Here is a 24,789-nt window from a genome sequence, read left to right on the forward strand (position 1 = left end):
CGGGGGGAGGATCATTACCGTCACACCGCAGCCGGCGCAGGGGTCAGGGCGCGGACGGCGGCGATGATGGGGTCGGCTTCGGTGCGGACCAGCCAGTCGGGACTGACGTCGGCGAAGCGGACAACGCCCTGGCGGTCGATCACCACCACGGCCGGCTGCGGCAGGTCCCACGTGCCCGTGCCGGTGACGTCGCCGATGAAGCCGCCCTTGGCGCGCTGGGCGTCCTGGCTGGCCTGGTCGGCGGTGTAGAGCACCCCGAACCGGCGCCCGAGCGCGTTGCCGAGGTCGGCGGCGACCTTGTAGCTGAGCCCATGCCGCGCACGGATCTCGCCCAGGCGCTCGGGAACCTGCGGGCTGACGGCGACCAGGGTCGCGCCGATCGCCTTCAGGGCCGGGGCCAGGCGCTCCTCGTAATAGGGCAAGGCGATGTTGCAGGCGGGACAGCCGGCGAAGCGGAAGAAGACCAGCACCGCCGGCCCCTTGGCGGTAAGGCCTTCCAGGGTCAGGTCGCCGCCCTCGACGTCCTTCAGCACGAACGGCTCGGCCTTGTCGCCGACCTTGACCCATTCGTCGGGATCGGCCGCCTCGACCAGGCGGGCGCGCTGGTCGATGTTGATCTTCAGCGCCGCCGGGTCCCAGGTGCGGACACGTTCGGCATGCAGCGCGGCCAGGCGCTCGCGCAGGGTCTGATGGCTCATGAAGTCCTCCCGTCCTCGGTTCGAGCGGTGTCGGCGGCGTCGATCGCCATCAGGCGGGCGCGCTCGAAGATCGCCCCCATGCGCCAGTGCTGGTTGGTGTGGGTAGCCGCGTGCTCGTCCCAGCCGCTGTCGCGCCGGAAACCGCCGACGTCGCCGGTGGCGAGGGCCTGCTGCGCGGTGACGCCGGCGACACGGTCGGTCTCCGGCCAGACGAACAAGGCGTCTTCCGGGCAGTAGAGCTCGCAGAGGTAACAGGTCTGGCAGTCGGCCTGGCGGGCGATCACCGCCTTGCCGCCAGGCCCGCGCGCCAGCACGTCGCTGGGACAGACGTCCACACAGGCGCCGCAGCCGCCGCAGCGGTCGTCGATCACGACCTCGATCATGCGACGGCCTCCAGGCTGGCGTTCTCAAGGCTGATCGCCTCGAAGCGGGTGACGACGCGGTCCAGGCCATGCGAGCGCTGGCGCGAGGCCAGCCTCGGGTCGAGCCCGGATGCGTCCTCGCGGCGGTGCATGCCCCGGCTCTCGCGGCGCTGCAGGGCGCTGGCCTTGCTCCAGCGGGCGGCGGCGACCAGGGCGGCGGCCTCGCGGGCCCTGAGCAGCCCCCTGCCCCAGCCGCCGGCGTGGGCGGCGATCTCGCGCCAGGCGTCGTCGAGCCTTTCGCCCGAGGCCTCGAGGCCGGCGCCGGTGCGGAAGATGTTGCGGTCGTAGGCGCCCATCTCGTGGCGGACGACCTGGACCGCGGCGAGAAGGTCGACGCCGGCCGAGCGGCTGGTCGGCCGCAGCCCGGCCTGGCCGATGTGGCGCAGGCGCTCGCCGGCCTTGGCGGCACGGCCGCGGGCGAAAGCGGCCGCACCCTGCCCGGCCCACTGGCCCGACGACAGCGCCCAGGACGAGTTCACCGCCCCGCCGCCCGAGATCGCGCCGGTGACCAGCTCGCGGCTGGCCGCGTCGCCGGCCGCGAACAGGCCCGGCGCGGCGGTCTGGCAAAGCGTATCGGTCACCCGCAGCCCGCCTATGCCGCGCACCGTGCCCTCCGAGACCAGCGTGACCTCGAACCGCTCGGCATAGGCGTCGACGCCCATGCGGGCGAAGGGCCGGACGAAGTTGGGCTGGACCTGCGGCATCACCTCGCGGATGTCCTGCGGGATGCGGTCGAGCCGGCAGTAGAGCCGCCCCTTCAGTAGGGCGCGGGCCAGATGCGGGCTGACGTCGGGCCCGGCCGGGATGTCGAGCTCGTCATCGGCCTCGTCGAACCAGCGGGCGAAGGCGAAGCTCATCGAGCGGGCCATGTTCGTGCCGGCCTGCATGGGCGTGTAGTAGTTGGTGAACTCCATGCCCGACAGATCGGCTCCGGCCTCGGCGCCCATCAGCAGGCCGTCGCCGGTGTTGGTCGCCGCTCCCAGCAGGCGCGAGGCGAAGGCGCAGCCGCCGGTGGCCAGCACCACCGCTCCGGCCCGGATCGTCCAGGGCCGTTCGCCGCGCAGCGCCACCCCCGCCGCGCCGGTGACGACGCCGTCGGCGTCGGTCAGCAGCTCCAGCGCCGGATGGTGGTCGAGAATGGTCGCGCCGGCCTCCAGGGCGAAGGCGCGCATGGCCCGCATGTATTCGGGACCGCGCAGGCCGCGATATTGGACGCGCCCCTGCTCGTCGGTCGAGAAGGCGTAGTGGCGGGCCAGCTGCGGCAGGCTGGTCCAGGTGAGGTCGAGGATCCGCGCCATCCAGTCGGGATCGCCCAGACCCAGAGAGCGCTTCTGGCGATCGGCGACGGCCGCCTCGCGATGCTCGGGCGCAACCCACCAGTGGCCCGGACCGGCTGTGGCGGTGACCCCGCTGGTTCCGCAATATCCCTTGTCGGCCAGGATCACCCGCGCGCCTTCCCGCGCCGCGGCGATGGCGGCCCAGGTTCCGGCCAGCCCGCCGCCGATGACGAGGACGTCTGTGTCCCAATGGGGCGTATCGAAGTCGGCGCTCATCCGGCGATCGCCGCGTTGAACGAGGCGTCGAAGGCGCCGGCCGGATCGAGGTCGGACTTGATCGCCCCGGCCGCGCGGAAATGGTCGAGCACCGAGCGCGCCTCGGCCACCGAGGTCTCGTCGATGGGCACGGGCACGGCCTTGTAGTTGCCGACGGTCCAGCGGGCGATGTCGAGCGACAGGCCCGTCTCCTTGGACAGCACGGCGGCGAAGGCGTCGGGGTTCTGGGCGGCCCAGCGGCGGGCCTTGGCCAGGCGGCGCAGGAAGTCGTCGATCTGGGGTCGCTTGGTCAGGATCGCCTTGACGCTGGCGGCCTCGTAGCCGTTGCCGCTGAGCACGCCCTCGCCGTCGGCCAGCACCCGGGCGCTGTCGTGCAGCCGGGCCAGCGCCACGTACGAGCCCCAGGTCACCCAGGCGTCGATGGAGCCGGCCGTGAACGCGGCCTTGGCGTCGCCGGGGCTGAGGAACACGACCTCGACATCGGTCGGCGACAGGCCCGCCTTCTCGATCACCCGCAGCAGCAGGTAGTGGCCGATCGAGCCGCGCCCCGTGGCGATCTTCTTGCCCCGCAGGCCGGCCGCGTCGCGGATCGGCGAGTCCCTGGGCACCAGGATCGCAGTGGAGCGACCGCCGCTGCGGCCGGCCTGCACGGCCTTGATCTTCGCGCCGCCGGCATAGGCGAACAGGAACGGCGCGTCGCCGGCCTCGCCCAGGTCGACCGCCCCCGCGCCCAGCGCCTCGAGCAGGGGTTGGGCGGCGGGGAACTCGCTCCATTCGATCCGGTAGGGAACGCCTTCCAGCGCGCCCGAAGCGATCAGCACCGCCTTGGTGCCGCCGCGCTGGCTGCCGACCTTGAGCGGAGCCTGGGCCTCGCCCTTGCCGCAGGCGGCCAAGCCTCCACTAAGCCCCGCGAGCGCGCCGAAACCGATGATGAGCTGGCGTCGATCCATGCCGCCCTCCCCTTAAAAGCGTTGGGTCAGGCGGGCGTAGTAGTAGCCGCCGGTGATGCCGAAGGGCGAGAACAGGCCGTACTGCAGCGTGCCCTGGTCGGCGTTCACGATGCCGATCTTGTCGGGATACTGGTCGAAGAGGTTATTGGCCCCGATCGCGATGTTGGTGCTGGGACGGACGTCCCAGGCGATGTCGAGATCGACCACCCACTTGGGGCTGTAGGTGCGGTCCAGGCTCACCGACGTGCCGGCCTCGGTGTATTCGCCGTAGCGTGTGGTCCGCAGGCTAGCGCTGAGCGTCTGACGGCTCCAGACCGCGCCCAGAACCACCTTCTCGCGCGGCGTGCCGACGGTCAGGTCGGAGATCTTCTGGCGGTCGAACAGGACGAGGTTCGGATTGACCGCCTTGAGGATGGCCGGGGTCTGCGCGACGTCGCGGACCTTGGTCTTGTTGAAGGCGTAGGCGGCGTTGAGGTTGAGGCGGCCGGCAAAACCCAGGTCGAAGCCGTACTCGGCCACGAAGTCGACGCCCGTCGTCCGGGTCGAGACGGCGTTGGTGTAGTAGGTCGCCGTCAGCCCCTGCGGGAAGCGCGCCAGGAGGCCGACCAGGGCCGGCTGCGATTGCAGCTGGGTCACCGACAGGTCGAGGTTGCTGGTGTCGACGATGCGGTCGTCGATGTCGATCTGGTAGGCGTCCAGCGTCAGGCGCAGCCTGGCCAGCGGCTCGGCGGTGATCCCGAAGCTGTAGTTGGTCGAGGTCTCGGGCTTCAGCGGGCTGGCGCCCAGGGCCTTGGCCTCGGCGGTGTCGGTGCGCAGCACCTTGGTCGGGAAGGTCAGGTACTCGCCCGGCGTGCAGGGAGCGCCGCGGAAGGTGTTGTTGGGCGCGGCCGGGCACAGGCTGCCGGAGATGGTCGAGGTGGCGAACACCGTCTGGCCCAGCGAGGGGGCGCGGAAGCCGTTGCTGACCGTGGCGCGCAGGGCGTAGCCGGGCAGGAACTCCCAGCGGGTGGTCAACTTGCCGCTGGTCGTCTCGCCCACGTCGCCGGTGTAGCGCTCATGGCGGACGGCGGCGCCGACGTACCAATTCTCCGTAAGATCGGTCCCGACATCGAGATAGGCCGCATAGGAATGGCGGGTGGCCGAGCCGGCGTCCTCGGGCGCGGTGCCGGCATAGGACGACAGGCCCGGATTGGGCCGCAGGCCCGCGAACGGCTGGCCGGCCGGGATCACGTAGTCGCCGACGATGTAGGAGGCCTCATCGCCGGCCTCGATCAGGAAGCGCTCGTAGCGGTGCTCCAGCCCCCACGACACCTGCAGCGGCCGGGGCAGCACGCCCTCGAACGAGCGGGTGACGTCGAGGTTGTTGGTCCATTGCTGGAACTGGTGGGTCGACAGGTGGAAGTAGGTCGGGCTGTCGGGGCCCAGCGTGGCGTTCAGCGTGTTCTGGCCGTCCAGTTGGGCGTGGTCCTGGGCGAAGGTGGTCGAGGCGTCCCAGGCCCAGCCGGCCTTCTCGCCGCGCGCACCCAGGCTGGTCTGCCAGTCGAGCTCGAAGATCCGGCGCAGAGCGTTGAAGCCGTTGGGATAGACCTCGGGCAGCGAGTTGCGGTTCAGCGGACGGCCCGCCGTCACGCCGGTCACCGGCGCCAGGTTGGGCAGGAAGCTGCCGGTGACCTTCTTGGACGAGCGGTGGCTGACCGTGCCGCTGGAATAGAGGACGAGGTCGCGCCAGGGCAGCTCGGCGTTGTAGGCCGTGGCGATGATGTCTTCCTCACCCGGACCGTAGCTGGCGCCCCAGAAGTAGCGGTCGGCGGTGGCGTCGCGCGGGTCGGGCGTCACGGTGGTTGCGCCGCCGACGGTCGTGACGGTCGGCTGGTAAAGGTACTGGGCGCGGGAGGACACGGCGCGCGAGGCGGCCTCGTTGTTCTTCCAGTTGATGGCCACCTGCAGGAAGCCGCCCTCGTCGCCCAGCGCGCGGCCGAAATTCAGGCTGGCGGCGCGGGTGTCGCCGTCGCCCAGATAGTTCTGGCCGCCGGTGTAGGAGAACGCCCCGCCTCCCGTGTCCTTCTTGAGGATGATATTGACGACGCCGGCGATGGCGTCCGAGCCGTACTGGGCCGAGGCGCCGTCGCGCAGCACCTCGATGCGCTCGATCGCGCTGGCCGGGATCAGGTCCAGATCGACCGGCACGCCGCCGCGCCCCACCCGGGCCAGGTTGTTGATCAGCGAGGTGGTGTGGCGGCGCTTGCCGTTGACCAGGAACAGGGCCTGGTCGCCGTTGAGGCCGCGCAGCGTGATGGCCCGCACCGTCCACGAGGTGCCGCCGCCGTTGACGCCCGGCAGGTTGAAGGACGGGATCAGGGTATTGAGCACCTCTTTCAGGCCCGTCTTGCCGGTGGCGGTCAGTTGCTCGGACGAGATGACGTCGATCGGCGCGGGGCTGTCGGCCACCGTGCGGCGCACGCCGCGCACGCCGGTGACGACGACGCCGTCCAGGGCGTCGGCCGCCGCGTCGGGCGCCTCGACGCTCGGGATCGGCTCGGCGGCCAGGGCCGCGCCCGAGGCGCAGGCCAGCAGCAGGCCCGCGAAGGCCGAGCGTTTCAGGGTCTTGGACGAGGAAACAAAGGTCAAAAGTCTATCCCCCGCGCGGGGCGCGTCGGCCCCGCGTCGTTCTTGGTCTTGAGAAATCGGAAGGTCGGCGGCGCGGCTTCGGCGGGCCGCGCCGTCCAGGCGTCAGGCGGACTTGCGGTCGCGGTAGGGCACGTCGTCGGAACCGATCAGCACCCGCTCCATCACCCGCGGGAAGTCGCCGTAGTCGCGCACCGCGTAGTGCAGGCCCGCGCGGTTGTCCCACAGGGCCACCGAGTTGGGCCGCCAGCGGAAGCGGGCGTGATGCTCGGGCCGCTTCACCTCGTCATAGAGGCGGGCCAGCAGCGCCCTGCTCTCGTCGGGCGCCAGGTCCACGAAGCGGGGCTTGAGGCTGTAGTTGATCCAGAAGATCTCCTGGCCGGTCTCCGGATGGGTGCGGATCGCCGGATGCGCCGTCAGCGGATAGCGCTCGCCCGAGCGGTTCAGCGCGTCCTGGTAGTCGTGAATGACATAGAGCTCGTCGACGGCGGCCTTGAGGTCGTCGGGCAGGCCCTTCCAGATGGCGTGGCCGTCGGCCCAGATGGTGTCGCCGCCGACCTCGGGAATGTGCACGGCCTTCAGCACCGCGCCGAACGACGGGTTCACGCGCCAGCTGGTGTCGGTGTGCCAGTGGTTCTCGCGGATGTCGTACTTCTTGAAGGCCTCGGCAGAGATCGGCTGCACGGCGCGGTGGGTTTCGACGCCGCCGGTCGGGTGGGCGTAGACCTCGCCGAAGTTGGCGGCGAAGGCCAGCTGCTGGTCGCGGGTGATGTCCTGGTCGCGGAAGAACAGGACCTTGCGGTCGAGCAGCAGCGCCTTCAGGGCGTCGCGCTGCTCGCGGCTCAGGGTCTGGCGCAGGTCGATCCCGGCGACTTCGGCGCCGATGGTCGGGCTGACGGGGGTGACGGTCAGGCCCAGGTCCTGACGGACCTGGTCGAGGACGGCGCTCATGGGAACCTCCTTGCAGCCGACGCGAGCCGGTCGGCGGAGGCGAACATGGCCAGCACGCCCAAACGGTGCGAACGAGTATTTCTCAGAAAGAATTCAGAGATTTATATATCGCGAGCAGCAATATTCGGCATTGGCGGCGCGCATATTTCAGCAGCGCCAATGAGCAGGATCAGCCATCCTCGACAGACGGCTTGCGCGCCGCCCGACGATCGCCGAAGAAACTCCTATCGATTTTATAGAGTTTCCAGACCATGGCCCTGCCTCCAACGCCCGTGATCGCCGTGGTCGGCGCCGGCTTCAGCGGCGTGATGACCGCCCTGAACCTGCTGCGGGACGGCGCGGCGGTGCGCGTGATCCTGCTGGAGCGCAACGCGCCGGTCGGCCTGGGCGCGGCCTACGCCACCCACAATCCGAGCCACCGCCTGAACGTGCGGGCGGGCAACATGAGCGCCTGGCCCGACCGACCGGGCGACTTCGTTGACTGGATGCAGGGCCTCGGTCTGGATGTCGGTGCGGGCGACTTCGCCACGCGAGGCGACTACGGGCGCTACCTGCAGGCCCTGCTCGCGCAGATCGTCGAGGGCCCTCAAGGCGCGGGCCGCCTCGTGATCGCGCCGGACGCCGTGGTCGGGCTGGAGCCCGGCGGCGACGGCTGGCGGCTGACCACCGCCATGGGCCGCCCGATCCTGGCCGACGCCGTCGTGCTGGCGCTGGGCAATCCCCCGCCCTGCCGTCCGCATGGCGTGACGGAGGCGTTGGCCGCCTCGCCGGCCTACGTGGCCGATCCCTGGCGATGGGATCCGGCCCGCCTGCCGCCCGGTCCGGTTCTGCTGCTGGGAACGGGCCTGACGATGGTGGACTTGGCGTTGAGCCTCGAGGACATGGCGCCAGGGCGCTCGATCATCGCCCTGTCGCGACGCGGCCTCACGCCGCGCGAGCACGAAGGCGAACCACCGGCCAGGCCGCCCTCCCCGCCGGCGTCGGACATTCCGCCCCTCGTCGCCCTGGCCTGGCTGCGCCGAACGGCCGCCGAGCACGGCTGGCGCACCGCCGTCGACGCCTTGCGCCCGGCCACCCAGGACCTCTGGCGCGGCTGGAGCGTGGCGCACAAGCAGGCCTTCCTGCGCCATGCGCGCCCCTTCTGGGACGTGCACCGTCACCGCCTGTCGCCCGAGGTGGCCGCGCGGGTCGCGGGCCTGCGCCGCACGGGCCGGCTGAAAGTCGCGGCGGGCAAGATCGTACGCCTGGCCGAAGCCGAGGACGGCCGCGTCGAGGGCGCCTGGCGGCCGCGCGGCGAGACCGCCTCGCAGCCGTTCTCGGTGTCGGCGGTGGTCAACGCCACGGGCCCGACCGGCGACGTGACCCGATCGACCGATCCGCTGCTGCTGGACCTGATCCGGCGGGGCCTGGCCCGGCCCGATCCCCTGCGCCTGGGCCTGGACGTCGACGCCGACAACCGTCTGCTCGACGTGTCGGGCTCGGCGAGCCGCACGTTGCTCGCGGTCGGCCCCGTCACGCGCGGCGCCCGGTGGGAGATCAACGCCGTGCCCGACATCCGCGGTCAGGCCGCGCAGGTGGCGGCGGCGGCCCTGGCGGCGGTGCGACGCGGCTAGGCTGGCTCGACCTTCACTCGCAGGACCGCCCCCAAACCGCCCTTCCCCGCGAAGGCGGGGACCCAAGCGGGGCCTGCGGGTCGCTCACGGACGCGCCTTGTCCTGAAATACAGCTTGGATCCCCGCCTTCGCGGGGATGCTCGGAGAAAGGGTCAGAACTGCTGAATGTCGATCTGACCTAGAGCTCCAGCGCCGCCGTGTGGATCAGCTCCGACAGCTTGCCGATCGACGGATGCGGCGCGGGGCCGGTGCGGCGCACATAGGCCACCTTGGGCAAGCTGGGCAGGGCCGCCTCGGCGATCGGCTGGGCGTCGGGACGGAACAGGCTGGTGCGGCAGGTCACGGCCAGGCCCGACTGCACGGCCGCCCGCAGGGCCGACAGGCTGGGCGTCTCAAGCGCCACGCGGTAGGGCCGCCCCTCCCGCTCCAGAGCCGCCAGCGCCGCGTCGCGGAACCGGCACGGCGCCTCCAGGATCGCCAGCGGCAGGACGTCCAGTTGGGCCAGATCCGCATCGCCGTGCCAAACCATCGGCACGGTGCGGGCGGCGGCTGGGTCGTCATAGGCCCCCATGCACAGGATCACGTCGAGGCGGTCGCTGCGCAGCAGGTCCAGCAGCTCCGGCGAGCCGGCCACCCGCACCTGCAGCTGAGTGTCGGGGTTGAGCTGGGCGAAGCGGGCCAGCACGCCCGACAGCAGCGTCTCGGCGAAGTCCTGCACCAGCCCCACCCTGGCCGGGCCGGCCAGGGCGTCGCCCGTCAGCGCCACCACCGCCCGATCGTTGAGGGCGAGGATGTCGCGAGCATGGCCCAGCAAGGTCTGGCCGGCCGGCGTCAGCGACAAGCGCCGCCCCTCGCGGTGGAACAGCGGCGTCAGCACCGTCTCCTCCAGGCGCTTCATCTGCAGGCTGAGCGCCGACTGGGTGACGAAGACCCGCTCGGTGGCGCGCAGCATCGAACCGCTGTCGACGATGGCCACGAAGCTGCGGAGCAATTCGGTCGGAAGGTTGGTCGGCATCTGGCGTCCCGTCTATCCCGTTGAGGAACTCTAATAAGACCCCTGAGGATAAGTCTATTGATCGAGTAGGAATTCAGCGTCCATCTCTGTGGAGCAACGGCGCCCCCGCCGCAACGGTCACAGCGATGGAAGCGACCCGATGTCTTTGGCGACCGCCGATAGAATTTCTTCAGCCAAGCCATGGCGATGGCCGCGCCTCTCCCGCGCCCGCTGGCTGTCCCCGGTGCTGCTTCTGGCCTTGTGGGAGCTGGGATCGCGGTTCGGAGTGATCCCCGAGCGGGTGCTGGCCGCGCCTTCGACGGTGGCCGAAACCTTCTGGGCGCTGACCATCTCGGGCGAGCTTCCCGCCAACCTGCTCGTTTCCCTGGCCCGCGCCGCCGCCGGCCTGTCGATCGCGCTGGTGGTGGCCGTCACCCTGGGCCTGGCGGCTGGCCTGTCGCGCCTGGGCGAGACGGCGATCGACCCGCTGATGCAGATCAAGCGGACCATTCCGTCCCTGGCCCTGACGCCGCTGTTCATCGTCTGGTTCGGCATCGGCGAGGCGCCCAAGATCGTGCTGATCGCGGTGGCCACCACCTTCCCGATCTACCTGAACCTCTTCGCCGGCGTGCGCGGCATCGACGTGCGCCTGGTCGAGGCCGCCCGCAGCTTCGGCCTGTCGGGCTGGGGCCTGGTGCGCGAGGTGATCCTGCCCGGCGCCCTGCCCTCGTTCTTCGTGGGCCTGCGCTACGCCCTGGGCGTGTCTGTGCTGGTGCTGGTGGTGGCCGAACAGATCAACGCCCAGGCGGGCCTTGGCCACCTGATCAACAACGCCCGCGACTTCATGCGGACCGACATCATCGTCGTCTGCCTGCTCGTCTACGCCCTGCTCGGCCTCGGCGCCGACGCCCTCGTCCGCACGCTGGAGCGCCGCGCTCTGGCCTGGCGGCCCAGCCTCGTGGAGCAATGACCATGGTTCAGCCGCGCATCCGCCGCCGCGCCTTCGACGCCGTATCGCCGGCTCCGGCCACCGCGCCGGTCGCCCCCGCCGTCAAACTGACCGGCTTCGTCCGCCAGTTCGGCGCCAACCGGGTGATCGATGGCCTCGACCTGTCGATCGCCCCAGGCGAGTTCGTCGCCCTGCTGGGCGCCAGCGGGTCGGGCAAGACCACTCTGCTGCGCACCCTGGCCGGCCTCGACCCCGTCGGCGACCAGGACGTGACGACGCCCAACACGCGCGCCGTGGTGTTCCAGGACGCCCGCCTGCTGCCGTGGAAGAAGGTCTGGCGCAACGTCGCGCTGGGCCTGAAGGACAAAGGCGTCCGGGCCAGGGCCGAGGCGGCGCTGCAGGAGGTGGGCCTTGGCCACCGCCTGGACGCCTGGCCCTCCACGCTGTCCGGCGGCGAGGCCCAGCGCACCGCCCTGGCCCGGGCGCTCGTCCGCGAGCCGGGCCTGTTGCTGCTCGACGAGCCGTTCGCCGCGCTGGACGCCCTGACCCGGCTGAAGATGCACGACCTCGTCCTGAACCTCTGGAATGAGCACAAGCCAGCCGTGCTGCTGGTCACCCACGATGTCGACGAGGCCATCTCGCTGGCCGACCGGGTGCTGGTGCTGAACAAGGGCCGGATCGCCGCCGAGGAGCACATCGCGCTGGAGCGCCCGCGTGCGCCCGACGCGCGCTTCCAGGCCATCCGCCGCCGGCTGCTGGGCCACCTGGGCGTCGAGGCCCCCGCGCCGCACGAAGGAGCCCTGGTCGCCTTCCCCACCGGCGAGGCCGTGCAGTGAGCAGCATCGCCGCCCGCAAGCTGGAGCCCGCGCCGCACCTGCCCGACCTCGACGCGGTGCTGCCGCGCCTGACGCAGGCCTTCGCCGCCACCGCCGGTCGTCACGATCGCGAGGCCAGCTTTCCCTTCGCCAATTTCCAGGCCCTGCATGAGGCCGGCCTGCTGGCCCTGACCGCGCCGGCGCGCCTGGGCGGGCTGGAAAGCGACCTGCCGACCGCGCTGAAGGTGGTCTCGGCCGTCGCCCGAGGCGAACCGGCCACCGCGCTCGTCCTGGTCATGCAGTACCTGTTCCACGCCTCTGTCGAGGGACGTTCGGGCTGGCCCGAGCACCTCAAGCAGCGGGTCATCGGCGACGCCATCACGCATGGCGCGCTGATCAACGCCCTGCGGGTGGAGCCCGATCTCGGCACGCCCGCCCGCGGCGGCCTGCCGGCCACCATCGCCCGCCGCACGCCGGAAGGCTGGCGGATCAGCGGCCGCAAGATCTACTCCACCGGCTCGTCGGCCCTGACCTGGTTCGTGGTCTGGGCACGCAGCGACGACGCCGAACCGCTGGTCGGCGGCTGGCTGGTGCGCGCCGACGCGCCCGGGGTGGTCATCGAGGAGACCTGGGATCACCTGGGCCTGCGCGCCAGCGCCAGCCACGACGTGATCTTCGAGGACGTGCTGGTCCCGCTGGACCACGCCCTGGATCCGCAGCCCCTGGGCGCCCCGCCGCCTTATCCGGCCAGCTTCGGGACCTGGTCGTCGGTGCTGACGGCGGCGATCTATGACGCGGTCGCACGTTCGGCCCGCGACTGGCTGGCCGACTTCCTGATCAGCCGCAAGCCGGCCAACCTGGGCGCCAGCCTCTCGACCCTGCCCCGCTTCCAGGAGGCGCTGGGCGAGATCGACGGCCTTCTGCTGTCCAACCGCGTGCTGCTGGACAGCGCAGCAAAGGGCGAGACGGCGGCCGGCGAGAGCGGCCTGGTCAAGCACCTGGTCACCGAGAACGCCATCACGGTCGTCGAGAAGGCGCTGAAGCTGACCGGCAATCCGGGCCTGACGCGCAACAATCCGCTGGAGCGTCATCACCGCGACGTGCTGTGCGGCCGGGTGCACACGCCCCAGGCCGACGTGGTGCTGACGGGCGCCGGCAGGACGGCCTTCGCCGGACGCGAGGGCGCGCAATGAGCCGTCTCGTCGTCGCCAGCCAACTGCCCGAGGTGTTCAACAGCGTCTTCGCCCAGCATGCGGTGGACGCCGAGATCATCGCCGTGCCGCCGGGCCTGACCACGCCGCTGCCGCCCTCGGCCAAGGTTCTGGTCGCCGCGCCCTTCCGCAAGGCTGGCGGCGTGCTGCCCAAGACCCCGCCGCCGGGCTGGCCGTTCGACGTGCGCTGGGTGCAGCTGGTGTCGGTGGGCATCGACTTCTATCCGGACTGGCTGTTCGACGGCCCGGTGGTGACCTCGGCGCGGGGCTCTTCGGCGGTGGCGCTGGCCGAGTTCGCGCTGGCCTCGATCCTCGCCGAGGCCAAGCGCCTGCCCGAGATCTGGATCGACAAGGCCGAGCGCTGGACGCCCCAGCCCTTGAAGCTGATCTCGGGCACGACGCTTGGCCTGGTGGGCTTCGGCGCCATCGGCGAGGCCCTGGCCCCGCGCGCCCAGGCGCTGGGCCTGAACGTCATCGCCACCCGCCGCTCGGACAAACCGATCCCGGTTCCCGGCGTCGAGCGCGTGGCCGACCTGAAGACCCTGTTTTCCCGCAGCGACCACGTGGTGCTGGCCGCCCCGGCGACGCCGGAGACGCAGCGCCTGATCGGCCGCGAGGTGCTGGCCCACGCCAAGCCCGGCCTGCACCTGATCAATATCGCCCGCGGCGCGCTGATCGACGACGACGCCCTGCTGGCGGCGCTGGACGACGGCCGAGTGGCTCGCGCCAGCCTGGACGTGACCTTCCCCGAACCGCTGACCGACGGGCACCCGTTCTACGGCCACCCCAAGGTGCGGCTGTCGCCGCACACCTCGGTGCACACGCCCGACACCCGCATCAACCTGGCGACCCAGTTCGCCGAGAACCTCGCCCGCTTTCGCGCCGGCGCGCCCCTGGCCGACATCGTCGACCTGTCGCGCGGCTACTGACCACAAGGACCCTTCGCGATGACCGCGATCCCTTCACCGCGCGGCTTCGCCGCCGCCCCGCACCCCGCCAAGATCGAAAGCGTGCTGCCGCCGTTCGGCTCGCGCGAGATCCCCCAGCAGCCGACGATCGAGCTGGAGCGGCTCTATCGCAAGCAGCGCCTCGCCGCCGGCTACCGGCTGTTCGGCCGCTACGGCTTCGACATGGGCGGGGCGGGCCACATCACCGCCCGCGATCCCGAGCTGACCGACCACTTCTGGGTCAACCCGCTGGGCGTGCACTTCTCGCGCATCAAGGTTTCGGACCTGATGCTGGTCAGTCACGAGGGCGAGATCGTGCAGCCGCCAGAGAAGGCCCCGGCCCGCCTGAACCGCGCCGCCTTCGCCATCCACTCGCAGCTGCACGAGGCCCGCCCCGACGTGGTGGCCGCCGCGCACTCGCACTCGCTGTACGGCAAGGCCTGGTCGGCGCTGGGCCGGCTGCTGGACCCGCTGACCCAGGACTCGGCGGCCTTCTACGACGACCACGCCCTGTTCGAGGAGTTTTCGGGCGTGGTGCTCGACACCAGCGAGGGCCAGAAGATCGCCAGGGCGCTGGGCCCCAAGAAGGCGGTGATCCTGCAGAACCACGGCATCCTGACCGTCGGCCAGTCGGTGGAGGCCGCCGTCTGGCGCTATCTCGCCCTGGAGAACGCCTGCCAGGCGCAGCTGCTGGCCGAGGCCGCCGGCCCGACCAAGCCGATGCCGCCGGAAGTCGCCAAACACACCGCCGGCCAGGTGGGCACCGAACTGGGCGGCCTGTGGTCGTTCCAGCCCTACTGGGACATCGTCACCGAAGAAGAGCCGGACCTGTTCGACTGATGGCCGGCATTTCGCTTTCCCGCCGCGACCTGATGTCGGGCGGTCTTTCGATCGCGGGCCTGTCGCTGGCGGGCCTGACCACCGTGAACCTGGCGGCCTGCTCGCCCAAGGGCGGCGACAAGGCCGGCTCGCTGGCCGACCTGACCCTGCGCGTGGCGACCTATCGCGGCAATCCCGAGAGCTTCTTCAGCGAAGCCGGCATCGCCGACCCGCCCTACAAGCTGGCCCGCACCCAGTTCGCCGGCGGCAACCTGATCGCCGAGGCGATCAACGCCCGGGCTCTGGACTTCGGCGGCATGAGCGAGATCCCGCCGATCTTCGTCGCCGCCCAGCCGGGCAACCAGGTGCGCATCGTCGGCGTGCTGCAGGGCGACGTGAACAACCAGGTCGTGCTCGTGCCCAAGGGCTCGAGCGCCCGCGACTTCAAGGACCTGAAGGGCAAGCGCATCGGCTACGTGAAGGCCACGACCTCGCACTACATCCTGCTGCGCCTGCTGCAGGAGGCGGGCCTGGCCTGGAGCGACATCACGCCGGTGGCGCTGAGCCCGCAGGACGGCCTGGCCGCCTTCCAGAGCGGGGCGCTGGACGCCTGGGTGATCTACGGCGTCATCGTCTACCAGGCCCGCGAGGCCGGGGCGCGGGTGCTGCGCACGGCGCTGGGGATCCTGTCGGGCAACTACCTGATCACGGCGGCCAAGGAGGCGCTGGACGATCCCGTGCGGTTCCAGGCGCTGGGCGACTATGTCGGGCGCTACAAGCGGGTGTTCGACTGGATCAACGCCGACGGCGAGCGCTGGGCGCTGGCCCGGGCCAAGGTCACCGGCGTCAAGGCCGAGTACTACGCCCAGGAGTTCCGCGAGAAGTCCTCGCCCAGTCTGCTCGGGCCGATCAGCCAGGCGGCCATCGCTTCGCAGCAGGCCGTGGCCGACACCTTCGCCGCCGCCAAGATCATTCCCGCGCGGGTCGACGTGCGCCCGCTGTGGGATGATCGCCTCTCATCGTTTCTGAAATAATGACAAGCAACGCAAATATATCCGATGACTTCGGACGATATGAGCAGAGCTATCCGCTGGATCATTTTATATTCGTTGAGATAAGCGCCTTCACGAAGACAAATCCCCATCGAACAAGTCGGGGATAGATCCGTGCAGACCTTCAAGCTTCAACTTCTCGCCTTCACTTCGGGCCTCGCTGTCGCCGGCGGGGCCTTGGCGGCCGAACCGGCGCCGGCCGCCAATACCGACGACAGCGGGTCGGCCGCCGTCGAGCAGGTGATCGTCACCGCCGAGCGCCGCGCCACCGACCTGCAGAAGACCGCCATCGCCATCTCGGCCTTCGGCCCGCAGGTGCTGGCCGACCGCAAGGTCGACAACATCCGCGACCTGGCCGGCCAGATCCCGAACCTGTCGATCAGCCGCGTCACCATCAGCCACACCACCCAGACCTATGCGCTGCGGGGCGTCGGCGAGGCCGATCCGATCCAGGAGCCGGTGCTGGCCGTCTATGTCGACGACGTCTACGTGCCTCGCCAGATCGGCTCGATGATCGAGTTCAACGACCTGGAGCGCATCGAGGTGCTGCGCGGCCCGCAGGGCACGCTGTACGGCCGCAATTCCAGCGCCGGCGCGCTGCGGATCATCACCCGCGATCCGGGCCAGGACTTCCGCGCCAAGGCCGAGGTTGGCCTAGGCAGCTACGGCGCCGTCGACGTGCGCGCCCTGGTCGAAGGCCCGATCGTCGAGGGCAAGCTGGCCGGCAGCCTGTCCTACATCCACCACAAGCGCGACGGGGTGACCTTCGACCCGACGCTGAACCACGACGTCAACCGCATCGACCTAGACGCCTACCGGGCCAAGCTGCGCTGGACGCCGACCGAAAAGCTGGACGTCCTCTTCACGCTGAACGCCCTGCGCGACCGCAGCGACACCCGCAGCTACATCCCGGTCAGGCAGCCGGGCGGCGGTTTCGACAAGCGCCGGTCCTATTCCGAGGTCGAGCCGACGCAGGACCTGGACCAGATCAGCGGCTCGATCCGCGTGCAGTACGCGCTGAACGACAACCTCAAGATCAAGTCGATCACGGCCTACGGCGGCTTCAACCTCAATCCCGTCAACTACGACAACGACGGCGAGGCGGCGCTGATCCAGAAGAACCTGATCCACTACAACGACCAGTACGTCACCCAGGAAGTCCAACTGAACGGCGACTATGGCCGCCTGACCTTCACCAGCGGGCTGTTCTACCTGCACGAACGCTTCTTCGTGGAGCGCGACGGCTACAGCCGCCGCAACGCGCAAGGCACCGATCCGACGGTGACGCCCGGCAACTACAACTTCGCCCGCGCCCACAACGTCACCAATACCGACGCCTACGCCCTGTTCGGCGAGGCGACCTATGCGGTGACCGATCGCTTCAGCCTGACCGGCGGCCTGCGCTGGACCAACGAGGAGAAGGAATTCACCTTCGACAACAAGGTGCTGAACCTGGCGGGCCAGGTGATCGGCCAATCGATCGCGGGTCGGGCCGACAAGACCTGGTCGGCGATCACGCCCAAGCTGACCGCGCAGTACCAGTGGACCCCGGACGTCTCGCAGTACGTCAGCTACTCCAAGGGCTTCAAGTCGGGCGGCTTCGACAACCGCGCCACGCGGCTCGATCTGGCCACCCTGCCCTTCGCGCCCGAGGACGTGACCACCTTCGAGGCCGGCCTGAAGACCCAAGCCTTCGACCGTCGCCTGCGGGCCAACCTGGCGGCCTTCTACAACGACTACCAGGACCTGCAGGTGTCGTTCTACGACCCGGCCTATGTGGGCAGCCGCCGCGGCAACGCCGGCCAGGCCCACACCTACGGCGTCGAACTGGAAACCGAGGCGCGGCCGACCGAGCGGGTGGGCCTGAACTTCAACGTCGGCTGGCTGTACGCGGTCTATGACGACTACAAGGGCGCCGGCGGCGCGGGCGTGAACGCCGACGGCAACCGCCTGCTCAACTCCCCGCGCTGGAACCTGTCGGGCGGCGTCACCTGGGACGTGCCGGTGCAGATCCCGGGCGCGGTGCGCGTCGGCCTCGACGCCCAATGGCAGAGCGGCGTGGTCAGCAGCGCCACCCCGGCGGCAGGCGGCCAGAACAACATCCCGTCGCAAGGCTTCCTGAACGGCACGATCACCTGGACCGCGCCCGACCCGCACTGGGCCGTCCAGCTGTCGGCGCGCAACATCCTCGACAGCGACAAGCCGGTGAGCTCGACCTACACGCCGTCGACTGGGGTCTACTACCTGAACTTCCCCGATCCGCGGACCTGGCTGGTCACGCTGAAGTACGCGCTGTGACGTCATGAGCAGCGCGCCCAATCTTTCCCGCCTGGCCCAGTTCGTCGGAGACCTCGGCGCCCTGCTCGACCGCACGGGCGACGAGGCGCAGATCCTGCGCGAAGGCCAGGCCCTGCTGGCCGGCCTGATCGCTCAAGACGACTGGCTGCCGCCGGCCTACGCCGAGCCGAACCCGGCCCGCTACCAGCAGTACCTGCTGCATTGCGACAGCCGCGAGCGGTTCAGCGTGGTCAGCTTCGTCTGGGGCCCGGGCCAGGCCACGCCCGTGCACGACCACACGGTCTGGGGCCTGGTGGGCGTACTGCGCGGGGCCGAGCTGTCGCAGCCCTATCGCCGCGACGGACAGGCCCTGGTTCCCGACGGCCCGCTCCACCGGCTGGAACGCGGCCAGGTCGAGGCCGTCTCGCCGACGGTGGGCGACGTGCACCAGGTCACCAACGCCTTCGACGACCAGGCCTCGATCAGCATCCACGTCTACGGGGCCAATATCGGCGCGGTCCGCCGCGCCACCTACGACGCCGAGGGACGCGGGAAGCCCTTCGTCTCCGGCTACTCCAACGACACCCTCCCCAACCTGTGGGACCGGTCCCGGCCGGTCCCCGTCGAGGCCGCGCCATGACCTTGCCCGTCGTCACGCCCCGCGAGGTCCGCCAGGACCTGATCGCCCGCCGCGAGATCGCCCTTCTGGACCTGCGCGAGGAAGACCCCTTCGCCAAGGCTCACCCGCTGTTCGCCTCGCAACTGCCGCTCAGCCGGCTGGAGGTCGAGATCCTCGACCGCGTGCCGCGCAAGGAGACGCGGATCGTGCTGTACGACGACGGCGAAGGCCTGGTCTCGCCGGCCGGCAAGCGGCTGGCGGCGCTGGGCTACGGCAACGTCCGGGCGCTGGCGGGCGGCCTGCAGGGCTGGCGCGACGCCGGTTACGAGCTGTTCCAGGACGTGAACTCCTACAGCAAGGCGTTCGGCGAACTGGTCGAGGCGCGGCGGCACACCCCCTCCCTGCCCGCCCAGGAGGTGCAGGCCCGCATCGACGCCAAGGCCGATCAGGTGATCCTCGACGCCCGCCGGTTCGAGGAATACGCCACCATGAGCATCCCGGGCGGCGTCAGCACGCCGGGCGCGGAACTGGTGCTGCGAGCACGCGAGTTGGCACCGGATCCCGCCACCACGATCATCGTCAACTGCGCGGGCCGCACCCGCAGCCTGATCGGCGCCCAGTCGCTGGTGAACGCCGGCGTGCCCAACCCGGTCTTCGCCCTGCGCAACGGCACCATCGGCTGGACCCTGGCCCAGCAGAGCCTGGAGACCGGCCAGAGCCGCAGGTTCCCCGACGTCTCCAACCAGACGCTGGAGGAGGCCCGCGCCAAGGCCCGCGACGTGGCCTATCGCGCCGGCGTGCGCCGCATCGACGCCGAGGGGCTGGCCGACCTCTCCACCGACCGCAAGCGCACGCTCTATCGCTTCGACGTGCGCACGCCCGACGAGTACGCCAATGGCCACCTGCCCGGCTTCCGCAGCGCGCCCGGCGGCCAGTTGGTGCAGGAGACCGACGTCTTCGCCCCTGTGCGCGGCGGCCGCATCGTGCTGGCCGACGAGCTGGGGCCGCGCGCCGACATGACCGCCTCGTGGCTGGCCCAGCTGGGCTGGGAGGTCTACGTGCTGGAAGGCGGCTTCGAGGGCGAGCTGGAGGTCGGCGCCTGGACGCCGGCCCAGCCGCCGCACCTGCCGGTGGTCGAGACTATCCTGCCGCGCGCCCTGTCCGAAGCCCTGGCCGATGAGGCGGTCGTAGTGCTGGACCTCGCCTCAAGCCCCGTCCATCGCAAGGGGCACGTGCCCGGCGCCTGGTTCGCCATCCGCGCCCAGCTGGCCGAAGCGCTGGAGCGGATCCCCGAAGACAAGCCGATCGTCCTGACCTCACCGGACGGGGTGCTGGCGCGCCTGGCCGCGCCGGAGCTGGAAGAGATCACCGACCGGCCCGTGCGCGTGCTCGACGGCGGGACCGCCGCCTGGATCGCCGCCGGCCGGGCGCTGGAGACGAGCCTCGCCCGCGCCGCCAGCGATCCGACCGACGTCTACAAGCGCCCCTACGAGGGCACTGACAACGCCGCCGAGGCCATGCAGGCCTATCTCGACTGGGAGTTCGGCCTGGTCGACCAGCTGGCCCGCGACGGCAGCCACGGCTTCTTCGTGATCTGAGGCCCCGCCATGACCCTCACCCTCTACATCGCTCCCGGCAGTTCCTCGCTGGCCCCGCTCGTGGCCCTGGAGGAGATCGGCGTCGCCTACGAGGTGCGCCGGCTGGACCTGGCGGCCGGCGACCAGCGCAAGCCGGAGTACCTGCGGGTCAATCCCAAGGGCCGCATCCCCACCCTGCTGGTCGGCGAGGAGCCGGTCACCGAGGTGCTGGCGATCCTGACCTTCCTGGCCCACCGCTACCCGCACAGCGAGCTCCTACCGCTGCTGGAGCCGCTGAAGCTGGCCCACGCCTATGAGGTGATGAGCTGGTTCGCCAGCACGGTGCACGTGGCCTTCGCCCAGATCGCCCGGCCAGAGCGCTATGCCGACGACGAAGCGGTCAAGGCCGCGCTGGCCACGCCCGGCGAGGCCCGCTTCGCCCGCACCCTGGCGGACATCGAGCGCTTGGCCCAGGCGCCCGGCCCCTGGCTCCTGGGCGAGCATTTCAGCGCTGTCGACGCCTACGCCCTGGTGATCTGGCGCTGGGCCGAGCGCCGCCAGATCGACCTTTCGACCTATCCCGCCTGGAGCGCCAAGGCCGCCCGCGCCTTCGCCCGCCCGTCCGTCGTGCGCGCCCTGCGCAAGGAGACGGCCCAGGCGCCGACCCACGCCCACTGACCCCTTTTCATCCGCACATCGAGGACCATCCCATGAGCGTCGAATTCATCGGTATCATCCACACCCAGAACGTCTCGGAGATCCATCCGCCGGCCGGTCCGGTGATCGACGTCGACTATGTCGAGAAGATCGCCCGCGCCCATGACGAAGGCGGCTTCGATCGCGCCCTGGTGGCCTTCCACTCGACCGGCCCGGAAAGCCAGCTCGTGGTGGCGCATGCGGCTTCCGTCACGAAGAACCTGAAGTTCATGATCGCCCACCGCCCGGGCTTCACCCAGCCGACCCTGGCGGCGCGCCAGCTGGCGACGCTGGATCACTTCACCGGCGGGCGCGTGGCCGTGCACATCATCACCGGCGGCTCGGACGAGGAACTGGCCAAGGACGGCGACCACCTGACCAAGGACGAGCGCTACGCCCGCACCAGCGAGTATCTCGACATCGTCCGCGCCGAATGGACCAGCGAAAAGCCGTTCGACTACAAGGGGCAATACTATCAGGTCGACCAGGGTTTCGGCGCGGTGAAGCCCCTGCGCACGCCGCAGATCCCGGTCTATTTCGGCGGCTCGTCGGACGCGGCGATCCCGGTGGCGGGCAAGCACGCCGACATCTTCGCCCTGTGGGGCGAGACCCAGGCCCAGGTGGCCGAGACCATCGCCCGGGTGCGCCACGCAGCCGTCAAGCACGGTCGGCAGGTGAAGTTCTCGCTGTCGCTGCGTCCGATCATCGCCGACACCGAGGAAGCCGCCTGGGCCCGCGCAGACGAGATCGTCGCTCGCGCCAAGGTCCTGCGCGAGGCCGCCGGCCTGCCGACCAGCGGCCATCGCCCGCCCAACGCAGGCTCGCAGCGCCTGCTGGACGCGGCCGCGCAGGGCTCGCGCCTGGACAAGCGCCTCTGGACCGGCGTGGCGGCGGTGACCGGCGCGGCCGGCAACTCCACGGGTCTGGTCGGCACGCCCCAGCAGGTGGCCGAGGCCCTGCTCGACTATTACGACCTGGGCGTGACGACCTTCCTGATCCGGGGCTTTGATCCGGTCGAGGACGCCGTCGCCTACGGCCGCGACCTGATCCCGCTGGTGCGCAGGCTGGTGGCCGAGCGCGAGGCCGCTCCGGCGGCCGCGGCGAGCTGACGCCATGGCCCCGTACGACGCCGGCTCGCCGGCGCAGGCGCCCGAGATCGACTTCCGCGACGTGCTGGCCCACCTGGCGAGCGGCGTCGCGATCATCGCCTGCTGGGACGGCGAGGCGCCGCGCGGCCTGCTGGTCAGCTCGATCACCGGCCTCTCGGTCGCCCCGCCCCGCTTCCTGTTCTGCGTGCGCAGGGAGGCGGGGTGCCACGATGCGCTGCTGCGACGCCCCGACCTGTCGGTGGCGCTGCTGGGCGCGGCCGACGAGGAGGAAGCTCTGCGCTTCGCCTCCGGCTCGCGGGCCCACGAGCGGTTCGATCCGGGCCGCTGGCGACTGCGCCGGCCGACCCCGCCGGTGTTCGCCGGCGGCGTGGCCCGGGCGGTGTGCCGGGTGGACGCCGTGGTCGACGCCGGCGGCCACTCGATCTTCATCGTCGAGGCCGAGCACGTGGGCTTCTCGCCCGGGCCGGCGCTGGTGGCCTGGAACCGGGGCCTGACGGCGGTGGGGTGACCCCCTCCGGCCCGATCATCGAGATGCTCCCCCTGAAGGGGGAGCTGTCGCGGAGCGACTGAGGGGGAAGTGCTGGCGGGGACGCCGACCTCTTCAGTCACTTCCCCCTCCGGCCCTTCGGGCCACCTCCCCCTTCAGGGGGAGGGTCTTCAAGCCACCGCCCGGATCCTCCGCAGCGCCGCGACCGCCCCCAGACACGCCGCGGCGGCTTCGCGGCCCTTGTTGGCGGCGTCGTCGCGGCTGCGGACGAGGGCCTGGTCGTCGTCATAGGTGGTGAGCACACCGAAGGTGATCGGGGTCTCGGTGGAGAGGCCCGCCTGCATCAGGCCGACGCTGGCCGAAAGGCTGATGAACTCGAAGTGGGCGGTGTCGCCCTTGATCACGCAGCCCAGGCAGACGACGCCGTCGTAGCGGCCAGTGCGGACCAGCGCCTGGGCCAGCAGCGGCAGCTCGAAGGCGCCCGGCGCGTCGATCAGGTCGCCCTCGGCCACCGGCGCGCCGCCTTCCTGCAGTTCGGCGAGGGCGCCGCGCAGCAGGCCGCCGGTGACCTCGGGGTTGAAGCCGCTGACGACGACAGCGATGCGGGGAGCAGAATGGGTCATGGAAGGGGTCCGGGTCAGGAGGCGCGAGCCAGGCCGTGGCCCAGCTTGTCGCGCTTGGCGGCGAGATAGGCGGCGTTGTGCGGGGTGACGGGCGCCAGCAGCGGAACCTGCTCGACCACCGTGATCCCGCCGACGCGCAGGGCGGCGGCCTTGCGCGGGTTGTTGCTGAGCAGGCGCAGGCGATCGACGCCCAGACTCCTCAGCATGGCGACGGCGGCGGCGTAGTCGCGCGGATCGTCGGCAAAACCCAGGGCGTGGTTGGCCTCGACGGTGTCGAGCCCCCCGTCCTGCAGAGCGTAGGCGGCGATCTTGTTGGCGAGGCCAAGGCCCCTGCCCTCATGGCCGCGCAGATAGACCAGCGCCCCGCCCTCCTCGCCGATGCGGCGCATGGAGGCCTGCAACTGGGCGCCGCAGTCGCAGCGCTGGGAGCCGAGGGCGTCGCCTGTCAGGCATTCGGAATGCACCCGCACCAGCGGCGCCTCGCCCAGCGGCCCGTTCAGCAGCACGAGATGCTCGACGCCGCCCGTCCGATCGCGGAAAGCGCGGACCTCGAACCGGCCGCCATGGGCCGACGGCAGATGCGCCGCGGCGACCGGCTCGACCGTCTCCCCGCGCAGATGCTCGACCAGTTCGGCGATGGTCAGGATCGGCAGGTCATGACGGGCGCCGAAGACCTCAAGGTCGTCGCGGCGGGCCATGGTCCCGTCGTCGTTCATCACCTCGCAGATGACCGCGGCGGGAGTCAGGCCGGCCAGCCGCATCAGCTCGACCGAAGCCTCGGTGTGGCCCGCGCGGGCGAGCACGCCGCCGGGCACGGCCCGCAGCGGGAAGACGTGGCCGGGCGAGACGATATCGGCGGGCTTTGCGCCCGGCGCGACGGCGGCCTGGATGGTCAGCGCCCGGTCGAAGGCCGAGATGCCGGTGTCGACGCCGACCGCCGCCTCGATCGAGACGGTGAAGGCGGTGCTGCGCCGGGTCCTGTTGTCGGCGACCATCGGCGGCAGGCCCAGGCGGTCGACGGCGTCCGGCTCCATGGCCAGGCAGATCAGGCCGCTGGCCGCCTTGGCCATGAAGGCGATGGCGGGGGCGTCGGCGAACTGGGCGCCGAGCACCAGATCGCCCTCGTTCTCGCGGTCCTCGTCGTCGACGAGGATGATCATGCCGCCGGCCTTCAGGCGTTCGAGGGCGTCAGATAGGCGTGACATAGCCGCTCCACGTATTTGGCCAGCACGTCGACCTCGACATTGATCGGGGCGCCGAGCGCGGCGTGCTGCAGGTTGGTGTGGGTCCAGGTGTGGGGGATGATCGTGATCCCGACCGCAAAGCGCCCCTCGGCGTCGGCCGGGCCGACGTGGTTGAGGGTCAGGCTGATCCCGTCGAGGGCGATCGAGCCCTTCTCGACGCAGAAGGCGCGCAGGGCGCCCGGCAGGCTCAGGGTCAGGCGGCGCGAGCCGCCGTCGTCGACGGCTTCGGAAAGGCGCGCGACGCCGTCGACATGGCCCTGCACGAGATGGCCCGACAGGCGGGTCGACAGGGTGACTGCCCTTTCGAGGTTGAGCACCGTTCCGACGCCGGCCGCGCCCAGGCTGGTGCGGGCCAGGGTCTCGGGACTGACGAAGAAGTCGGCCCCGCCGCCAGGATCGTGGCGCACGACGGTCAGGCAGACGCCATTGACCGCGACGCTCTCGCCCAGCGCCAGGTCGGGAAAGCCGGTGGCCAGCGACAGGCGCAGCGCGCCGTCCTCGGGGGCCACGGCGACGACCTCGCCCAGGGTTTCGATGATGCCGGAGAACATGGGGCTC

General features: G+C 71.0%; 23 protein-coding genes. 13 read left to right on the top strand and 10 right to left on the bottom strand.

Features of this window, described 5'->3' with window-relative positions; genetic code table 11:
• Nucleotides 1-20 precede the first annotated feature (20 nt).
• The 6 genes from G5B46_RS04055 to G5B46_RS04080 form a co-directional block, all read right to left on the bottom strand.
• Nucleotides 21-698 carry a peroxiredoxin-like family protein gene (locus G5B46_RS04055; RefSeq protein ID WP_165256266.1) on the bottom strand — a complete coding sequence of 226 codons (678 nt, stop codon included), beginning with the start codon at nucleotides 696-698 and terminating at the stop codon, nucleotides 21-23.
• The gene (locus G5B46_RS04060) at nucleotides 695-1,081 is read right to left on the bottom strand and encodes a 4Fe-4S binding protein (protein WP_165256268.1); all 387 of its coding nucleotides are present in this window, start codon (nucleotides 1,079-1,081) and stop codon (nucleotides 695-697) included. The genes G5B46_RS04055 and G5B46_RS04060 overlap by 4 nt, the downstream gene beginning before the upstream one ends.
• The gene (locus G5B46_RS04065; RefSeq protein WP_165256270.1) at nucleotides 1,078-2,673 is read right to left on the bottom strand and encodes an FAD-binding protein; all 1,596 of its coding nucleotides are present in this window, start codon (nucleotides 2,671-2,673) and stop codon (nucleotides 1,078-1,080) included. The genes G5B46_RS04060 and G5B46_RS04065 overlap by 4 nt, the downstream gene beginning before the upstream one ends.
• The gene (locus tag G5B46_RS04070) at nucleotides 2,670-3,623 is read right to left on the bottom strand and encodes an ABC transporter substrate-binding protein (RefSeq protein ID WP_165256272.1); all 954 of its coding nucleotides are present in this window, start codon (nucleotides 3,621-3,623) and stop codon (nucleotides 2,670-2,672) included. Before G5B46_RS04070 ends, G5B46_RS04065 begins: the two co-directional genes overlap by 4 nt.
• Before the next feature lie 12 nt (nucleotides 3,624-3,635).
• Nucleotides 3,636-6,251: a TonB-dependent receptor gene (locus G5B46_RS04075; RefSeq protein ID WP_165256274.1), complete on the bottom strand. Its 2,616-nt coding sequence runs from the start codon at nucleotides 6,249-6,251 to the stop codon at nucleotides 3,636-3,638.
• Nucleotides 6,252-6,353: 102 nt separating this feature from the next.
• Nucleotides 6,354-7,199 carry a TauD/TfdA family dioxygenase gene (locus tag G5B46_RS04080; RefSeq protein ID WP_165256276.1) on the bottom strand — a complete coding sequence of 282 codons (846 nt, stop codon included), beginning with the start codon at nucleotides 7,197-7,199 and terminating at the stop codon, nucleotides 6,354-6,356.
• 251 nt (nucleotides 7,200-7,450) lie between these two features.
• Here G5B46_RS04080 and G5B46_RS04085 point away from each other — a divergent pair, with 251 nt between their 5' ends.
• Complete coding sequence (locus G5B46_RS04085; RefSeq protein ID WP_165256278.1) at nucleotides 7,451-8,812, top strand: FAD/NAD(P)-binding protein; 1,362 nt, start codon at nucleotides 7,451-7,453, stop codon at nucleotides 8,810-8,812.
• A 178-nt stretch (nucleotides 8,813-8,990) separates the two neighbouring features.
• On the opposite strand, the gene G5B46_RS04090 is transcribed toward G5B46_RS04085, so the two are convergent.
• A complete protein-coding gene (locus G5B46_RS04090; protein WP_165256280.1) occupies nucleotides 8,991-9,827 on the bottom strand; it encodes a LysR substrate-binding domain-containing protein in 837 nt (278 codons plus the stop codon).
• 223 nt (nucleotides 9,828-10,050) lie between these two features.
• Between G5B46_RS04090 and G5B46_RS04095 the strand changes: the two genes are divergently transcribed.
• From G5B46_RS04095 to G5B46_RS04150, 12 genes are all read left to right on the top strand, one after another.
• Entirely contained in the window at nucleotides 10,051-10,776 is a 726-nt protein-coding gene (locus tag G5B46_RS04095) for an ABC transporter permease (RefSeq protein ID WP_346764866.1), read from the top strand.
• Nucleotides 10,777-10,778: 2 nt separating this feature from the next.
• Entirely contained in the window at nucleotides 10,779-11,591 is an 813-nt protein-coding gene (locus G5B46_RS04100; protein WP_165256284.1) for an ABC transporter ATP-binding protein, read from the top strand.
• Complete coding sequence (locus G5B46_RS04105; RefSeq protein ID WP_346764867.1) at nucleotides 11,588-12,763, top strand: acyl-CoA dehydrogenase family protein; 1,176 nt, start codon at nucleotides 11,588-11,590, stop codon at nucleotides 12,761-12,763. Before G5B46_RS04100 ends, G5B46_RS04105 begins: the two co-directional genes overlap by 4 nt.
• A complete protein-coding gene (locus G5B46_RS04110; protein WP_165256286.1) occupies nucleotides 12,760-13,710 on the top strand; it encodes a D-isomer specific 2-hydroxyacid dehydrogenase family protein in 951 nt (316 codons plus the stop codon). Before G5B46_RS04105 ends, G5B46_RS04110 begins: the two co-directional genes overlap by 4 nt.
• Before the next feature lie 18 nt (nucleotides 13,711-13,728).
• The gene (locus tag G5B46_RS04115) at nucleotides 13,729-14,568 is read left to right on the top strand and encodes a class II aldolase/adducin family protein (protein WP_165256288.1); all 840 of its coding nucleotides are present in this window, start codon (nucleotides 13,729-13,731) and stop codon (nucleotides 14,566-14,568) included.
• Complete coding sequence (locus G5B46_RS04120; RefSeq protein ID WP_165256290.1) at nucleotides 14,568-15,581, top strand: ABC transporter substrate-binding protein; 1,014 nt, start codon at nucleotides 14,568-14,570, stop codon at nucleotides 15,579-15,581. Before G5B46_RS04115 ends, G5B46_RS04120 begins: the two co-directional genes overlap by 1 nt.
• Nucleotides 15,582-15,713: 132 nt before the next feature.
• On the top strand, nucleotides 15,714-17,897 hold the full coding sequence (locus G5B46_RS04125) for a TonB-dependent receptor (protein WP_165256292.1): 2,184 nt from the start codon (nucleotides 15,714-15,716) through the stop codon (nucleotides 17,895-17,897).
• 4 nt (nucleotides 17,898-17,901) lie between these two features.
• Complete coding sequence (locus tag G5B46_RS04130) at nucleotides 17,902-18,516, top strand: cysteine dioxygenase (RefSeq protein WP_165256294.1); 615 nt, start codon at nucleotides 17,902-17,904, stop codon at nucleotides 18,514-18,516.
• Nucleotides 18,513-20,093 carry a rhodanese-like domain-containing protein gene (locus G5B46_RS04135; RefSeq protein ID WP_165256296.1) on the top strand — a complete coding sequence of 527 codons (1,581 nt, stop codon included), beginning with the start codon at nucleotides 18,513-18,515 and terminating at the stop codon, nucleotides 20,091-20,093. Before G5B46_RS04130 ends, G5B46_RS04135 begins: the two co-directional genes overlap by 4 nt.
• Before the next feature lie 9 nt (nucleotides 20,094-20,102).
• Nucleotides 20,103-20,750 carry a glutathione S-transferase family protein gene (locus tag G5B46_RS04140; protein WP_165256298.1) on the top strand — a complete coding sequence of 216 codons (648 nt, stop codon included), beginning with the start codon at nucleotides 20,103-20,105 and terminating at the stop codon, nucleotides 20,748-20,750.
• Nucleotides 20,751-20,782: 32 nt separating this feature from the next.
• Complete coding sequence (locus G5B46_RS04145; RefSeq protein WP_165256300.1) at nucleotides 20,783-21,877, top strand: LLM class flavin-dependent oxidoreductase; 1,095 nt, start codon at nucleotides 20,783-20,785, stop codon at nucleotides 21,875-21,877.
• 4 nt (nucleotides 21,878-21,881) lie between these two features.
• Nucleotides 21,882-22,385, top strand: coding sequence for a flavin reductase family protein (locus tag G5B46_RS04150; protein WP_165256302.1), 504 nt, complete (start codon nucleotides 21,882-21,884; stop codon nucleotides 22,383-22,385).
• Nucleotides 22,386-22,534: 149 nt separating this feature from the next.
• On the opposite strand, the gene ribH is transcribed toward G5B46_RS04150, so the two are convergent.
• From ribH to G5B46_RS04165, 3 genes are read right to left on the bottom strand one after another with little or no spacing between them, the layout of a single operon-like run.
• Nucleotides 22,535-22,987, bottom strand: coding sequence for a 6,7-dimethyl-8-ribityllumazine synthase (ribH, locus tag G5B46_RS04155; protein ID WP_165256304.1), 453 nt, complete (start codon nucleotides 22,985-22,987; stop codon nucleotides 22,535-22,537).
• A gap of 14 nt (nucleotides 22,988-23,001) precedes the next feature.
• A complete protein-coding gene (gene ribB, locus G5B46_RS04160) occupies nucleotides 23,002-24,192 on the bottom strand; it encodes a 3,4-dihydroxy-2-butanone-4-phosphate synthase (RefSeq protein WP_165256306.1) in 1,191 nt (396 codons plus the stop codon).
• Nucleotides 24,159-24,782: a riboflavin synthase gene (locus G5B46_RS04165; protein WP_165256308.1), complete on the bottom strand. Its 624-nt coding sequence runs from the start codon at nucleotides 24,780-24,782 to the stop codon at nucleotides 24,159-24,161. The genes ribB and G5B46_RS04165 overlap by 34 nt, the downstream gene beginning before the upstream one ends.
• Between the last annotated feature and the right edge of the window lie 7 nt (nucleotides 24,783-24,789).

Source organism: Caulobacter sp. 602-2 (assembly GCF_011043625.1).
Lineage (GTDB): Bacteria > Pseudomonadota > Alphaproteobacteria > Caulobacterales > Caulobacteraceae > Caulobacter.

Coding starts and splice junctions, on each gene's coding strand:
- G5B46_RS04055 (WP_165256266.1), bottom strand. CDS start 698: ATGAGCCATCAGACCCTGCGCGAGCGCCTGGCCGCGCTGCATGCCGAA.
- G5B46_RS04060 (WP_165256268.1), bottom strand. CDS start 1,081: ATGATCGAGGTCGTGATCGACGACCGCTGCGGCGGCTGCGGCGCCTGT.
- G5B46_RS04065 (WP_165256270.1), bottom strand. CDS start 2,673: ATGAGCGCCGACTTCGATACGCCCCATTGGGACACAGACGTCCTCGTC.
- G5B46_RS04070 (WP_165256272.1), bottom strand. CDS start 3,623: ATGGATCGACGCCAGCTCATCATCGGTTTCGGCGCGCTCGCGGGGCTT.
- G5B46_RS04080 (WP_165256276.1), bottom strand. CDS start 7,199: ATGAGCGCCGTCCTCGACCAGGTCCGTCAGGACCTGGGCCTGACCGTC.
- G5B46_RS04085 (WP_165256278.1), top strand. CDS start 7,451: ATGGCCCTGCCTCCAACGCCCGTGATCGCCGTGGTCGGCGCCGGCTTC.
- G5B46_RS04090 (WP_165256280.1), bottom strand. CDS start 9,827: ATGCCGACCAACCTTCCGACCGAATTGCTCCGCAGCTTCGTGGCCATC.
- G5B46_RS04100 (WP_165256284.1), top strand. CDS start 10,779: ATGGTTCAGCCGCGCATCCGCCGCCGCGCCTTCGACGCCGTATCGCCG.
- G5B46_RS04110 (WP_165256286.1), top strand. CDS start 12,760: ATGAGCCGTCTCGTCGTCGCCAGCCAACTGCCCGAGGTGTTCAACAGC.
- G5B46_RS04115 (WP_165256288.1), top strand. CDS start 13,729: ATGACCGCGATCCCTTCACCGCGCGGCTTCGCCGCCGCCCCGCACCCC.
- G5B46_RS04120 (WP_165256290.1), top strand. CDS start 14,568: ATGGCCGGCATTTCGCTTTCCCGCCGCGACCTGATGTCGGGCGGTCTT.
- G5B46_RS04130 (WP_165256294.1), top strand. CDS start 17,902: ATGAGCAGCGCGCCCAATCTTTCCCGCCTGGCCCAGTTCGTCGGAGAC.
- G5B46_RS04135 (WP_165256296.1), top strand. CDS start 18,513: ATGACCTTGCCCGTCGTCACGCCCCGCGAGGTCCGCCAGGACCTGATC.
- G5B46_RS04140 (WP_165256298.1), top strand. CDS start 20,103: ATGACCCTCACCCTCTACATCGCTCCCGGCAGTTCCTCGCTGGCCCCG.
- G5B46_RS04145 (WP_165256300.1), top strand. CDS start 20,783: ATGAGCGTCGAATTCATCGGTATCATCCACACCCAGAACGTCTCGGAG.
- G5B46_RS04150 (WP_165256302.1), top strand. CDS start 21,882: ATGGCCCCGTACGACGCCGGCTCGCCGGCGCAGGCGCCCGAGATCGAC.
- ribH (WP_165256304.1), bottom strand. CDS start 22,987: ATGACCCATTCTGCTCCCCGCATCGCTGTCGTCGTCAGCGGCTTCAAC.
- ribB (WP_165256306.1), bottom strand. CDS start 24,192: ATGTCACGCCTATCTGACGCCCTCGAACGCCTGAAGGCCGGCGGCATG.
- G5B46_RS04165 (WP_165256308.1), bottom strand. CDS start 24,782: ATGTTCTCCGGCATCATCGAAACCCTGGGCGAGGTCGTCGCCGTGGCC.